Raw genomic sequence first — 13,322 nt, forward strand, 5'->3', positions numbered from 1 at the left:
AATACGCATGCTGCACATCAGTCAGACCGAACGCCTCACCCCACCCCGCCACATCGGGCCGCAGGGTCAGTTCCCGCTCGGCCTCGGCGAGCGGTGCCTCGGCGGAGGAGACGATGGCGGTATCGACGGCCGTGGCGAGGACGCGCAGGCTGGGCATGGCGACGAGGTCGGTGAGCGAGATGGGCACGTCCAGCTCGGCATCGATCGTGATCTGGAGCTCGGTGGCCTGGAGCGACTCCAGGAAGACGGACTCGTCGAGGTCGGCGGGTGCCTCGTGGCCGGTGATGCGCCGGTAGCGGTCCCGCAGGTAGGCGCTGATCTCCCGCATCCGGTCGGACGGGGAGAGAGCGAGCAGGGCACCGCGGTCGAGGGAGAGGGTGTCGACGTCGCCGTTGCTGATCGGGGGCACTGGATCCTCCAGAAGGCATGCGGGCCTGCGGGTGCGAATCCCGGCCAGAGTCACGTGCGGGCGAAGCCGCCCAACAGCCCTGAATGACTGCCGGGAAGGCCGGACGCCCGAGGACGCCCACCGTGCTCTTTCGAGGGGGCTAAGGGCACGGCTCTTCGGACGCGTCGTGCTGGGATTGGCCGGTCGTGGTGCCCGGGGGGACGGTGCAGGGGATTTTCCCGACGCCTCGAAGGAGCGACTGTGGAAGGCCCGTCCCGCTCAACCAAACGGCAGGTGAGGCGCACCCTGTTGCGCTTGGTGCCGATACTGGCCGTGCTCGTCGCGGCCGGAGCGTTCATCGTCGCGAACCGCACCCAGGCCATCACCCCTGACGGAACGCGCGTCACGCTCGCCATGGCACTCGAGGAGTACCGCGATCACCCGACGGCACTCCGCGACGACCTGGGGCAGATCAAGAGCCCGGTCGCCCCGAGCAAGGAGGTCAAGGGGTTCACCAAACCGAAGGCCGGCGTCTACACGTACCGGACCGACGGGGCCGACTCGATCATCTACGACGGGGACAAGTACGAGCGTCCCTTCCCGAAGGTGACCCACGCCCGGGTGCTGCACGCCGCCGGCTGTGTGTGGGAGCTGTACTTCACCCCGATCAAGGAGCACACCGACGCCCACCGGCAGTGCAGCGGCCAGGGCGAGTACCTGTGTCTGGCCCATATGCAGAAGGTGAGTTTCGCCGGTATCGAGGGCGACGAGGCCCATAAGTGCAACCCGGCCATGGTCCAGGTGGGCGGTGACGCGGTGAAGCCCGGCGGCAGGGAGGAGACCATCTGCGTCGCGCACGGCAACCGTGCCGCGATCAAGATCAAATATATCGGCGACGAGACGGTCAGGGTGGCCGGGGAGGACCGGCAGGCCCACCATGTGAAGATCGACAGCTATGTGAAGGGCGACGGTCTCGACGGTGACGCCGTCGCCGACGTCTGGTTCGACAAGGAGGACGGCCTGTATCTGAAGGTCGTCAGGTCGGCGGATGTGAACGTGGACCGCGGCGGCGGCAACAAGGGCACCTACCGCGTCGAGGCGTCGTACACGCTGGAGTCCCGGACCCCCAAGGTCTGAGCGCTCCATGACCGCGGCGGGGCCACCCCGGTGAAAGGGGTGGCCCCGCTGCGTGGTTCGCCGGGCGGATCACCGAACGGGTGAGGCCGTCTCCTCCCGGATACGGTCCAGCACCGGCTCGGGGTTGTCGGCGACGAAGAAGTGGCCGCCGGGCACCGTGTGCAGATCGAAGGTGCCCGTGGTGTGCAGCCGCCAGGCAGCGCACTGTTCGGTGGGCGCCCGGTCGTCGTCTTCGCCGGTCATGGCCACGATCCGGCAGTCCAGGGGCAGTCCGGGGGTGTAGCGGTAGGTCTCCGCCGCGCGGAACTCCGCCCGCAGCCCCGGTTCGGCCGCCTCGCGCAGCTCGCCGTGGTCGAGCAGTTCCGGCGGGGTCCCACCGAGCGCGCGCACCTCCGCCCAGAACTCGGCCGTGGGCAGGCCGCCCAGTTTCCGCCCCGGCGACGGCAGATGGGGGGCGACGTGGCCGGTGGCGAGCAGCGCCGCCGGACCCTGGCCGCCGCGGGCGCGCAGTGCGCGGGCGGTCTCGAAGGCGACCAGCGCGCCGAGGCTGTGGCCGAGGAACAGATACGGGTGGCGCTCGGCGGCCAGGTGGTCGGCGCAGGCCTCGGCCAGGGCGGTCACGGAGTCCGGCGCCGTCGGCGCACTCCCCGGGAATCTGGCGCCGCGGCCCAGCACGCGTATCTCGACGGAGGCGAGCCGATCCCCCCAGGAGCGGTAGGGGGAGTCGGCGCCACCGGCGTGCGGAAAGCAGTACAGCAGCATGGCGGGTTGCTCCTCTGTGCGGGCGGCGGACCCGGCTCAGTCGCCCACCAGCCGGGCGAAGGCCGGGACGACGAAGATCTGGGTGACGACGGTCAGCCCGACGAGTACCGCCAGGGCCTTCAGCAGTGCCTCCGTGACCGTGCCGCTCTCCGGCCCGGTCATCAGGGCGCGGATGCCCTCGATGACGTAGGTGAACGGATTCCATGTGGTGAGCGAGGCCAGCCAGTCCTGCAGGAGGTACGGCGGGGCTGCGGCGGGGCTGGCGAACAGCAGCAGCACCGACAGGGGCGCCATGGCGAGCGGCGCCTGCGGATTGCGGGTGCGCAGGGCCACCACGTAGAAGATGCCGCCGTAGGCCACCGACCAGAACGAGGAGAGCACCAGCAGCAACAGGACACCGGCCGGGCCCGATTCGATGCGGGCACCGAGCAGCACGCTGACGCCGAGCACCACGAGGCCGGCCGGCACCACCCGGATGGCGTCGAACAGGAGCCTGGACAGCAGCAGCGCCGAAGGGCGCACGGGTTGCAGCCGCAGCCGGTCGAGGAATCCGCTCTGCGCGTCGAGGACCAGGGCCGTGGCCGAGTAGCCGGATCCCATCATTCCGGTGAACAGCAGCAGTCCGGGCGCCATGTAGGCGGCGTACGGGGTGACGGGGAAGCCCGGGATGAAGGCCATGCGCTCGTAGCTGGACGCCACGAGGGTGATGAGGAACAACGGGAAGAGGACGGGGAAGACGAAGGCGATCACAGGGCTGCGCAGGCCCTCGCGGAGGTTGCGGTTGAGCAGGGTGACGGTTCCTGAGAGCGCGGACATCAGACTCCTCCCCGGCCCGAGCCGACGGTCCTGGCCAGGGCCGCCGCGGCGACACTGCTGTTGTCCTGGGTCCTGCGTTCCAGTCCCTCGCCCGTGAGCCGGATGAAGACCTCCTCGATGGTCGGATCGGTCACCGTGACCCCGGCCAGCGCAATGCCCCGGTCGTGCAGTCTCCCGAGCAGGGAGGGCAGGACGTCGTCGCCCGCCGGCAGGTCGACCTGGAGGACGTCGTCGGCCACCCGGCAGCCGGCCTCGCCGACGACGGAGGCGGCCACCTCGCGTGCGTCGGGTGTGGCCGGCAGGGCGAGGACCTTGCCGCCGATGCCCTTCTTGAGCTGCTGGGGGGTGTCGATCACGGCGACCGCGCCCTTGTCGAGGATGGCGATGCGGTCGCACAACTCGTCGGCCTCGTCCAAGTACTGGGTGGTGAGGAACACGGTGCCGCCGCTCTGCCGGTAGGTACGGACGAAGCTCCACAGGGCCCGCCGGCTCTGCGGGTCCAGACCCGTGGTCGGTTCGTCGAGGAAGAGCAGCTCCGGACCGTGCAGCAGGGCGAGTGTCGCGTCGAGGCGGCGTCGCATACCCACCGTGTAGGTGGCGACGAGCCGATCGGCCACCTCCGTGAGGCCGAACCCGGTGAGCAGTTCCTCGGTCCGCTCGGTGCGCCGGTTCGGCCGCATCCGGCGCAGGGACGCGACGAGGTGCAGATGCTCACGGCCCGTCATGAGGGGGTCGAGCGCGGCCTGCTGGAGTGACAGACCGATACGGTCCCGCACCTGGGACCGGTGCTTGACGACATCGAGTCCCAGGACCCGAGCCTGGCCCGATGTCGCGCGGGTGAGGGTGGTCAGGATACGGACCGTGGTGGTCTTTCCCGCTCCGTTGCGGCCGAGGAAACCGAACACTTCCCCCTCGGCCACCTCGAAGTCGACCCGGTCCACTGCCACCGTGCCGTCGTCGAACTGCTTGTGGAGGCCCTGGGCCTCGATGATGGACATGCCGTTCAGCGTCTTGCCTCGGGTTCCCGCTGAACAGCGCTGTTTCGGAGCGTCGTTCGTACCCCGGGCGGCACCCGTTCTAGGTGGCCGTTCGGGCCCGTCGGGCGTGCTGTGACTCGGGCGTCCCGTTGGCCCTGGGTGCCGCCGCCGCACTTCGGTACAACGGTGGCACCGGACCAGACCGAGGGGATGTCGTGAGCGTCTTTCCCAGCGCAGAGTGGCTGAATTCGTATGTCGGGCTCATCAATTCCTCAGAGGAGTTCGAGGAGGCGGCCCGCACGTTCCAGGCCGAGATCGCCTTCGTCTTCGAAGCGGAGGAGACCCTGGGCGTGCAGGCCGACATTTGGTGCCATACAGAATTCGGCGACGGAAAATGTAAATCCGCCAGCTACGACGTGGGCCCGGACGGTGCGGGCGACACCACATTCGTGATCAGGGCGCCTTATTCCGTGTGGAAAAGCGTCATCGAGGGCGAGACGGACCCCATCGAAGGGATGCTGGACGGCGACCTCATGGTGACGGGCCATTTGCCCACGCTGCTGAAATACGTGCGGGCGACGGACGAGCTGGTGTCACTCGCCGCCCGGGTGTCCAGCAGCTTCGTCGACGAGATGCGCTGAGCCACGGCGACCGACCATGGCTGAAGCCGCCCGGCCGGGTGTTCCCACCGGCGGGGCGGCTTCGGTATGTGCGGCTCGCGCGCGCGGGAGACGGTTCCGGCGCGTCAGCGAGCGGTGGCGACGACGTCGAGTTCACCCGCGAGGTACCGGTCCCGGCAGGTGCCCCGGCGCTTCTTGCCCGACGAGGTCTTCGGCAGGGTGGCGGGCCGGACCAGGACGACTTCGGCCGGGGCGTGCTGAGCGGCGCTGCGCAGCCGGTCGAACAGGTCGTGGGCGAGCCGGTCCTGGCTCGCGGCGCCGCCGGTGCCCTCGGCGACCACCACCATGCGCTCCTGGTCGGGGAGGGAGAAGGCGATGACGTTTCCGCCGCGCACTCCGGGGACCGCCTCGGCCGCGATCTCGTAGTCCTCCGGGTAGAGGTTGCGCCCGCCCACGATGATCAGGTCCTTGGACCGGCCGCAGATGTACAGCTCGCCCTCGTGCAGAAAGCCGAGGTCGCCGGTGTTCATCTGCCCGCCGGCGAGCCGCCCCATGCCGTCGAGAGGCGCGTCGGGTCCGGTCCAGTAGCCGCCGGTCACGCCGGGCCCGGTCACCCGCACCTCGCCGACCTGTCCGTCGTGCAGGCGCTCGCCGCCGGGGCCGTGCACGGTGACTGAGGTGCCGGGCAGGGGGCGGCCGCAGGAGACCAGCGGGCGGGCCGGAAGCTCGTGGTCGCCCGACTGGCGCGGGGCCCGGTCGGGCTCGAGCACATGGACCGGGGCCGTGGCCGAGGCCGCCGTCACGACGAGCGTGGTCTCGGCCATACCGTAGGTGGGGCAGAGCGCCTCGGTGGGCATGCCGCTCTTGCCCAGGACGCGGACGGTTTCCTCCACCGTCCCGGCCGTCACCGGTTCCGCGCCGTTGATCGCCACGCGCAGCCGGGACAGGTCCAGCGCCGCGGGCCGAAGCTGCTGCGCCCTGACGGCCAGCCGGTAGGCCGAGTTGGGGGCGGCGATGATCTCGGCGCGGTGGGCCGTCACGGTCTCCAGCCAGCTCGACGGCCGGCTGAGGAAGTTCTCGGTGGGCATCACGACGGTGTGCACGCCCTGCACCAGCAGACCGACCACCGAGACGATGCCCATGTCGTGGTAGAAGGGCAGCCAGCTGACGTAGGTGTGCCCGGGGCGCATGCCGAGTGACGTCATACAGGCGGAGACGTTCCCGACCAGCTGGCCCTGACGGACGGGAACGGCCTTGGACGAGCCGGTGGTGCCCGAGGTGAACTGGAGCAGGCCGAGGGCGAAGCCGTCGGGCACCGGTGGCTCCGGCGCCTGAGGGCCCGACAGCATCGTTTCGAGCCCCAGTACCCGGCATCCGGACGGCACCCGCTTGCTCAACCGGGGCGCGCGGTCGGTGAGGACGAGGCGAGCTCCCGAGGTGACGATCCGGTGCGCGAGCAGACCTCCGGCGGCGGCCGTGTCGTCCGGCCGCTCGTGCGGCAGCACCACCGGCACGGCACCGAGCCGCCAGATGCCGAAGAGGTTCAGGAGCAGTTCCAGGGACGTGGGCGCGAGCACACAGACACGGTCCCCGGGCCGGACGCCGGCATGGTGCAGCCGGGCCGCGGCACCGGTCGATATGTCGTCAAGTTCGGTCAGTGTCAGACGGGTCGGCCGCATGGCCCGGTCGAGCACGGTGAGCGAGCCGCCGCGCCGCGCCGAGCGGCGCAACGCGGCCGGTATCGACAGCTGTTCGGTTCCCAGGGAGTCGGCGGTCATGGGACGTAGCCCTCTCGGGTAGCGGGGAGCACCGGGCGCCGTCCCACGCTATGCGGCTCACCGCCGACCCCGCGTCCGTCCTTGGGAGACGCCGTCCGAGGGTGCCCGAATGGCTAGTGGTGTCACCGTCCCCGGGCCCCGACACCGACCGCCGGAAAGCGGATTGGCGTGATTCATTCGACCTCTTCCGGAGGCGGCAGTGAGAGGTGTTGCCCGCGTACTAAGTCGTCATCTAGGGTCTTCCCGATCTACTAGACCGGCGTAGTAGAACAAAGTGTGAACGATCGTCGATGGCGTACCGGCCACGCGGTAACCAGTTCACCCCATTTCCGGTCCATTCCCGCAATTGTTCAGCGCGCGACTCCTTCCAGAGGAAATCTTCCCAGGCCGAGCCACTCAGGAGAATTAGTCGTGACCGAGACAACTCACACCAGCGCACTCGAGTACTCATCCACGACCCACGACGGGCTGGACATCGCCCTGTTCGTGCCGAACGAGGTGGCGAGGTTCGGCCTGCGCACCATGCTGACCTCGGTCAGGGTGCGACATCTGACGGAGATCGACTCCTACGAAGAACTCGTGGAACACCTGCAACGTGCGCCTGTCGATGTCCTGATCATGTCCTGTCCGGGCTTGGAGGTGGCCCAGCAGGAAGAACCGCTCCGTGAGATCGCCACCATGAACGTCAAGGTGCTGTTCCTCCTGGAGAGCGCGTCGGAACACATGATCTCCCGGGCGGCCTCGCTGCCCGTCGACGGCTTCCTCGTGCAGTCGGAGCTGACCCGGAACGCCCTGGCCGACGCGCTGCGCCGGATCAGCAACGGCGAACTGTCCATGCCCTCGACGCTCGCGCGCGAGCTGCTGTCCCAGGTGCGCGAGCGAAACGGCGCCAAGGCGCCGCGTCCGGTGTCCCTGACCCCCCGGGAGCAGCAGGTGCTCTCGCTGGTCGGGGACGGCCTGAGCAACAAGCAGATCGCCCGTCGGCTCAGCATCTCCGAACACGGCGCCAAGCGTCATGTGGCGAACGTCCTGGCGAAGTTGAACAGCCCCAACCGAACCCTGGCCGTGGTGACCGCGCTCAAGGAGGGGCTGCTTCCACCTCAGGCCTGAGCGGTGGGGCGCCACGACCGCAGCCGCAGGCTGTTGCCGACGACCAGCAGCGAGCTCCCGGACATGGCGACAGCGGCGATCATCGGGTTGAGCATGCCGGCGGCGGCGATCGGGATGAGCAGAACGTTGTAGGTGAACGCCCAGGTCAGGTTGGAGCCGATGGTCCCCATGGTGCGCTTGGCCAGCTCCAGTGCGTCCGCGACCGCCTGCGCGTCCTCCCGCATCAACGTCACCGACGCGGCTCCGACGGCCACGTCCGTACCGGTCCCCACGGCCATACCGAGTTCGCAACCGGCAAGCGCGGCCGCGTCGTTGACGCCGTCGCCCACGACCGCGGGAGTGCGGCCGGTGGACTGAAGGCGCGCCACGAATTCGGCCTTGTCCTCCGGCGACGCGGAGTGCCGCACCTGCTCGATACCGAGCTCGTCGGCGATCGCACGGGCCGGCCCGGGGCCATCCCCGGTCAGCATCATGACCTCGACGCCCAGCGCCCGCAGCCGCGCCACCAGTTCGACGCTGCCCTGCCGCAGCGTGTCCCCGAGAGTCAGTACGGCCACGCACGCGCCGTCGATCTCCACCAGGACCGCGGTGCGGCCCGCGGCGTCGGCCCGGTCCCTGGCGTCCCGCAGCACGTCCGGCAGCCGGGTACCGGCGGATATCCGCCGCACGCACAGGGCGTGCCCCTCCACGGTCGCGCGCACCCCGGTCCCGGCCATGGCGGTGAACTCGGAGACGCCACCGGGAGCGTGGCCGGCCGAGGGCGCGGCGGCGGCGATGGCCCGGCCTACGGGATGTTCGGACAGCTGCTCCACGGCCGCCGCCAGTCGCAGAACGGCGTCGGCCGACCAGCCGTCGACGGTCACCGTGTCCAGCAGGCGCATCGTGCCCGAGGTGAGCGTTCCGGTCTTGTCCAGCACCACCGTGTCGACGGCCCGTAGTCTCTCCAGCACCTCGGGTCCCTTGAACAACACGCCGTACTGCGCGCCGCGCCCCGTGGCCGCGAGGAGCGCGGTGGGGGTGGCGAGCCCGAGCGCGCAGGGGCAGGCCACCACCAGCACGGCCACGGCGGTGGTGACGGCGCCCTGCGAACTGGCGCCGACGCCCAGCCAGAAACCCAGGACGGATGCCGCGAGGGCGAGCACCGCGGGCACGAACACCCCGGCGACACGGTCCGCGAGCCGCTGTATCCGGGCCTTGCCCGCCTGAGCCTCCCACACCAGCTGGGTGATCCGGGCGAGCCGGGTGTCGGCACCCACCTCGGTCGCCCGTACGACGAGGCTCCCGCCGGCGTCCAGCGTGCCGCCGGTGACCCGGTCGCCCGGTCCGACCTCGCGGGGCACGCTCTCGCCGGTCAGCAGGGACGCGTCGATCGCGGCGCTGCCGCTGACGACCACGCCGTCGGTGGCCACCCGCTCGCCCGGCCTGACGAGGAACCGCTGTCCCGGCACCAACTGAGCGGCGGGAACACGCCGTTCGAGCGGTGGCTCGCCCGGCGGCCCGTCGTCGAGGACCGTGACATCCTTCACCACGAGTTCGGCGAGCGCGTGCAGCGCGGAGCCCGTCCGGCGCCGTACCCGATCCTCCATCAGCCGGCCGCACAGGACGAACAGGGGGATGCCGACGGTCGCCTCCAGATACACATGGTCATGCCCGCCGTCCGTGCTCAGGGAGAACGGCATGACCAGTCCCGGAGTGCCGGCGGTACCCAGGAACAACGCGTAGCACGACCACAGGTACGAGGCGGCGACCCCCAGACTGACCAGGGTGTCCATGGTCGCGGTCGAGTGCCGCAGGGCGCGCAGCGCCCGGCGGTGGAAGGTCTCGGCGCCCCACAGGGCCACCGGGGTGGCCAGCAGGAAGCAGACCCACTGCCAGTTGCGGAACTGCAGCGCGGGGATCATGGACACGAGCAGGACGGGCAGGGCCAGGACCGCGATCAGCACCAGCTTGACGCAGTCGTCGTCACGACATCCGGCCGGAGGGGCCTCGGGCGCGGCTTCGGCGTCCCTGATCCGGTCGGCGGTGTACCCGGCCCGCCGCACGGCATCGAGGAGGTCCCCCACGGGCACATCGACCGAGTGCACGACCCGGGCCCGTCCGGTGGCGAGGTTGACCCCACAGGTGACGCCGGGCATCCGGTTGAGCCGCTTCTCCACGCGGGCCACACAGGCGGCGCAGGTCATTCCGCCGACGGTGAGATCGGTGGTGACCAGCGAGCCGCCGCCGCCCGGCCCGGCCGACTCCGGCATGGCCGGCACCCGCCCGGCGCCACCCGGCACCCGCGCGGCGTCACCCGGCACCCGCCCGGTGTCGTCGGGCTCCCGGTCGGTGTCGCCTGCCTCCCGCCCGGTGTCGTCCGCCGCTCCGCGGAACATGTCGGATCCGATGCTCATCGGGTGTGCTCCGCCGAGTGCGAGATTTCGTCCCGGGGGTAGTGCCACCCCGGACGCAGCTCCGGTGACACCGGGCCGATCGCCCGCCCGACGGCGTAGAACACGACGCACAGTGCTCCTAGGAGCAACACGAATCCGATCGGTTTGCCGGGAGGGAAGAAAGACCGCGGCCGCTGGTCTGTATCCGTATCCATGGGCTCTTGGCCGTCCATGGTCAATTGGCTATCCGTGGGCAGTTGGTCATCCATGGGCAGTTGGTCGCATCCATGGGGCGGGGGGTTCCCGCACATCCTCGACCGCCGCACGGCCCGTTCCGGCGTCCCAGAGCAGCTGCGGGGCCCCAGCACGACCAGGGCCGGGGCGGCCCCGGACCGCGCCACTCGCTGCGGCAGACTTCCGGGAAGCCGAGCCGGCTCTGCGGCCGACGTTCGGGAAGCCGAGCCGGCTCCGCGGCGACGTTCGGGAAGCCGAGCCGGCTCCGCGGCGACGTTCGGGAAGCCGAGCCGGCTCCGTATGGCTCTCTCGCCTCGGCCGCCCCTCCGCGACTCTAGAGCCATCCTGACCTGCGGAAACGAGAACCTTCCCACTCTCGATCCCTTATCCGCTAGGCTAGTCGCCGGATCTCTCCGAGATCCCTGCCTTCGTAGCTCAGGGGATAGAGCACCGCTCTCCTAAAGCGGGTGTCGCAGGTTCGAATCCTGCCGGGGGCACCAGCCCAAACGGCCCGGACCGATCATGGTCCGGGCCGTTTTGACGGCACCATTTGACGGCAGTCGCCTCTCAGGCGGCCGGTCGGCGGCGCTTGAGCAGCCGGTCCATATAGCTGATCGCCTCCCGCTGGGTGTCGTGCTCCACGTGCGTGTACACGTCCATCGTGATGCTGATCTGAATGTGCCCGAGGATCTCCATGATGACTCGCGGTGCTACGCCGGCCGCCGTCAGTAGGGTGGCGCAGTCGTTCGCGCATCGTGGAGTCGGACCACCCGCATCCCTGCATCGGCGGCGACCCACATGAATGACCGGTAGACGTTGCGCGGCTCCACCGGCCGCCCGTTCCTCGTGGGGAAGACGTAGCCCCGCTCAGACCACGCGGTACCCGTGCGCGCGAACGCCTCCCGCTGCCGCAACCGGTGCCAGCGCAACGGCGCGATGCACAGCGAGGGCATGGGAACGACGCGCTGACGGCGGTTCTTGGGGTCATCGTCGTACATCGTTCCCCGCCGACACGGCGTCTGGTGGCGTAAGTGCAGCACCCGGTTGTCCAGGTCCACATCGGACCAGCGCAGCGCCACCAACTCCCCGCGTCGCAGGCCCATGGCAGCGACCGCCAGGGCGCATGACTGGAGATCGGACAGGTAGGGCGCGAACTGCTTCGTGCTCTCGGCAAGAGTGCGTTCGTCCGGGGGGGACATGGCCGCCGAGGGGACTGCCCCGCGTTAGGCGTTCGCTGATGTACCACCCTCTCGATCAGGAATCAGACATTCCGGGATCAGTAATGCGCCCACGGGGAACGCGACCTGCATGCTCGCCCTCTTGGTCTGCGGGCTGACCCGACCAGTCAGCCGTGATCAAGGGGGTTTCATGCGCGCTGCGCATCACAGACGTGTCCTCGCCGGAGCCGCGGCCTCAGCCACAGCGGCGATGCTTGTGCTCACCGGCACCCCGGCGGACGCCCAGCCTGCCTCTCCGGCAGCGGCTTCGTCGGCGAACGCCGACTCCACCGCTCTCACCCAACTCGCCGAGGGCTATCTGCAGCAGCGGGCCGACATGCTGACGACGACTCGTCCGACGGCCAGAGCCGCGACCGCCCGCGTCCGGGCCACGCGCTCCATGACCGCGCAGGTGCAGGATGATCTCGCCGCACTCGTGGAGAAGGGCAGGCGTTACAAGGAAGTCGACGGCGGCTACACGAAGGCGCAGGTCGACGTGGAGGTGACTGACACCTCCGTCACCGGCCAGTCGGCAACGCTCCAGCTCATCGAGCGCACCCGCCTCCTCCTCCCCTTCACACCGCAGGAGGTCGCGGACGGCGCTCCGGAGTACGAGGAAGTGTCCGTACCGCACACCGTGAAGTTCACCCAAGGCCCCGACGGTGCCTGGCTGCTGTCGTCCGACACGGCCGACACGAAGGGCGGTCCGACGCCGACCACGCAGGTGTCCGCCGTGGACGCCGTTGGCGGCGCCGATGACGGGGGCGGCAAGGCGGAAGAGGACGAGGGAAGCAAGGACGCCGCGTCCGGCACCGCTCCGCTTCCCGACAACAGCGACGACTCCGGCGACAAGCGGGAGGTCAGGGGCTACAGCTACGGCAAGATGGTTGCCTACGCGGACAAGTACTGGGACCACCACAACAGCGCCTGGCGCACGTACGGCACCGACTGCACCAACTTCATCTCCCAGGCGATGCATGCCGGCGGCTGGGGCCCCAAGGGCGGCGCGATCATCCAGCGGCCCAGCAACAAGTACTGGTTCTACGGACCGACGACGTGGACCACCAGCTACACCTGGGCGGCTGCGGAGAACTGGTACTGGTTCGCGAAGAAGCACTCGAAGCGGACCAAGATCCTCGACAACGTGTGGAAGATGGCCAAGTCGGACGTCCTCCAGGCCGACTGGGGCCGCGACAACAACATCGACCACACGATGATCGTCACGAAGAAGTACCGGGGCACCCCCTACCTGACGTACCACACCAGCGACACCCACAACAAAAGCCTGAAGAAGCTCCTCTCGGACCACCCACGTGCCTGGTGGTACGCGCACCGCACCTGACAGGCTGCTGACCCCCCTCACAGGAACCACATAGGAGTGCGCTGTGGAGCGTCGACATCTTCTGGCTGTGCCGGCCGCTCTGGCCGCTCTTGCCTTCGCATCCGGCTGCTCGTCCGGTGATGACGAGGCCAAGTCCTCAAGCCCCTTGACCCCCTCGGCCTCGGCATCGTCCGACGGGGCCCACGAGGCCGTCGTGGCGTACGTGAACGCCCTGAACTCCCGAAGCGCTGCCGAACTGATCGAAGTCGGGGGCGTGAAGGACGAGAAGTGGTCCAGGCACGAGGCCGAGCAGATCCTCGCGGACAAGGGCGGGCGGGGGTGGAAGATCAAGGATGTGCAGGTCGACCACGACATGGGCCCGGACACCGGCTCGGCCCGCCTGATGGCCGAGGACAAGGCAGGAAAGGCCATGCGGGACACCTTCACCGTGACGCGTGAGAAGGGCACCTGGCACCTCGTGGTCTTCACCCAGCAGCCTGCGGAGTCCGGTAAGGAATCCGCGTCCACCGACAAGCCGAGTTCCTGACAGAGCTGTTGGGGTGGCTCGCACCCGTGACCCGGGTGCGAGC

The 13,322-nt window shown here is 69.7% G+C and carries 11 protein-coding genes, 1 tRNA gene and 1 pseudogene; 6 read left to right on the forward strand and 7 right to left on the reverse strand.

All coding sequences use genetic code 11. From position 1 onward, the window contains the following. Positions 1 to 409, reverse strand: a 409-nt coding sequence (locus ACFPQ9_RS43610; RefSeq protein ID WP_380865844.1) for a phosphopantetheine-binding protein, incomplete at its 3' end; no start/stop codon positions are given. A gap of 294 nt (positions 410 to 703) precedes the next feature. On the opposite strand from ACFPQ9_RS43610, the gene ACFPQ9_RS43615 reads away from it, so the two are divergent. Then, a complete protein-coding gene (locus tag ACFPQ9_RS43615; protein ID WP_380865847.1) occupies positions 704 to 1,525 on the forward strand; it encodes a hypothetical protein in 822 nt (273 codons plus the stop codon). Between the two features lie 69 nt (positions 1,526 to 1,594). Here ACFPQ9_RS43615 and ACFPQ9_RS43620 read toward each other — a convergent pair whose 3' ends face one another. The 3 genes from ACFPQ9_RS43620 to ACFPQ9_RS43630 are packed head-to-tail and all read right to left on the reverse strand — an operon-like array spanning position 1,595 to position 4,101. Further along, the gene (locus ACFPQ9_RS43620) at positions 1,595 to 2,287 is read right to left on the reverse strand and encodes a thioesterase II family protein (protein ID WP_380865849.1); all 693 of its coding nucleotides are present in this window, start codon (positions 2,285 to 2,287) and stop codon (positions 1,595 to 1,597) included. Positions 2,288 to 2,323: 36 nt separating this feature from the next. Beyond that, positions 2,324 to 3,103 carry an ABC transporter permease gene (locus tag ACFPQ9_RS43625; protein WP_380865852.1) on the reverse strand — a complete coding sequence of 260 codons (780 nt, stop codon included), beginning with the start codon at positions 3,101 to 3,103 and terminating at the stop codon, positions 2,324 to 2,326. Next, complete coding sequence (locus ACFPQ9_RS43630; RefSeq protein WP_380865855.1) at positions 3,103 to 4,101, reverse strand: ATP-binding cassette domain-containing protein; 999 nt, start codon at positions 4,099 to 4,101, stop codon at positions 3,103 to 3,105. Before ACFPQ9_RS43630 ends, ACFPQ9_RS43625 begins: the two co-directional genes overlap by 1 nt. 194 nt (positions 4,102 to 4,295) lie before the next feature. Here ACFPQ9_RS43630 and ACFPQ9_RS43635 point away from each other — a divergent pair, with 194 nt between their 5' ends. Then, entirely contained in the window at positions 4,296 to 4,721 is a 426-nt protein-coding gene (locus ACFPQ9_RS43635) for an SCP2 sterol-binding domain-containing protein (protein WP_380865858.1), read from the forward strand. Positions 4,722 to 4,825: 104 nt separating this feature from the next. Here the strand turns inward: ACFPQ9_RS43635 and ACFPQ9_RS43640 are convergent, their stop codons facing one another. After that, complete coding sequence (locus tag ACFPQ9_RS43640) at positions 4,826 to 6,478, reverse strand: AMP-binding protein (RefSeq protein WP_380865861.1); 1,653 nt, start codon at positions 6,476 to 6,478, stop codon at positions 4,826 to 4,828. Positions 6,479 to 6,889: 411 nt separating this feature from the next. On the opposite strand from ACFPQ9_RS43640, the gene ACFPQ9_RS43645 reads away from it, so the two are divergent. Then, positions 6,890 to 7,588, forward strand: coding sequence for a response regulator transcription factor (locus tag ACFPQ9_RS43645; RefSeq protein WP_380865864.1), 699 nt, complete (start codon positions 6,890 to 6,892; stop codon positions 7,586 to 7,588). Here the strand turns inward: ACFPQ9_RS43645 and ACFPQ9_RS43650 are convergent. Then, the gene (locus ACFPQ9_RS43650) at positions 7,579 to 9,837 is read right to left on the reverse strand and encodes a heavy metal translocating P-type ATPase (RefSeq protein ID WP_380866086.1); all 2,259 of its coding nucleotides are present in this window, start codon (positions 9,835 to 9,837) and stop codon (positions 7,579 to 7,581) included. The genes ACFPQ9_RS43645 and ACFPQ9_RS43650 overlap by 10 nt on opposite strands. 781 nt (positions 9,838 to 10,618) lie before the next feature. Between ACFPQ9_RS43650 and ACFPQ9_RS43655 the strand changes: the two genes are divergently transcribed. Continuing rightward, positions 10,619 to 10,694: transfer RNA gene (locus ACFPQ9_RS43655), tRNA-Arg, on the forward strand. A gap of 67 nt (positions 10,695 to 10,761) precedes the next feature. Here the strand turns inward: ACFPQ9_RS43655 and ACFPQ9_RS43660 are convergent. After that, positions 10,762 to 11,312: pseudogene (locus tag ACFPQ9_RS43660) on the reverse strand (tyrosine-type recombinase/integrase); the annotation flags it as partial. 250 nt (positions 11,313 to 11,562) lie between these two features. On the opposite strand from ACFPQ9_RS43660, the gene ACFPQ9_RS43665 reads away from it, so the two are divergent. Next, complete coding sequence (locus tag ACFPQ9_RS43665) at positions 11,563 to 12,753, forward strand: amidase domain-containing protein (protein ID WP_380865867.1); 1,191 nt, start codon at positions 11,563 to 11,565, stop codon at positions 12,751 to 12,753. A 193-nt stretch (positions 12,754 to 12,946) separates the two neighbouring features. After that, positions 12,947 to 13,279 (forward strand): hypothetical protein, encoded by a 333-nt coding sequence (locus tag ACFPQ9_RS43670; protein ID WP_380865870.1) that lies wholly within the window; start codon positions 12,947 to 12,949, stop codon positions 13,277 to 13,279. The last annotated feature ends 43 nt before the right edge of the window (positions 13,280 to 13,322 follow it).

The sequence above is a fragment of the Streptomyces coerulescens genome (assembly GCF_042657965.1).
Classification (GTDB): domain Bacteria; phylum Actinomycetota; class Actinomycetes; order Streptomycetales; family Streptomycetaceae; genus Streptomyces; species Streptomyces coerulescens.

Coding starts and splice junctions, on each gene's coding strand:
- ACFPQ9_RS43630 (WP_380865855.1), bottom strand. CDS start 4,101: ATGTCCATCATCGAGGCCCAGGGCCTCCACAAGCAGTTCGACGACGGC.
- ACFPQ9_RS43625 (WP_380865852.1), bottom strand. CDS start 3,103: ATGTCCGCGCTCTCAGGAACCGTCACCCTGCTCAACCGCAACCTCCGC.
- ACFPQ9_RS43640 (WP_380865861.1), bottom strand. CDS start 6,478: ATGACCGCCGACTCCCTGGGAACCGAACAGCTGTCGATACCGGCCGCG.
- ACFPQ9_RS43665 (WP_380865867.1), top strand. CDS start 11,563: ATGCGCGCTGCGCATCACAGACGTGTCCTCGCCGGAGCCGCGGCCTCA.
- ACFPQ9_RS43650 (WP_380866086.1), bottom strand. CDS start 9,837: ATGCCGGAGTCGGCCGGGCCGGGCGGCGGCGGCTCGCTGGTCACCACC.
- ACFPQ9_RS43620 (WP_380865849.1), bottom strand. CDS start 2,287: ATGCTGCTGTACTGCTTTCCGCACGCCGGTGGCGCCGACTCCCCCTAC.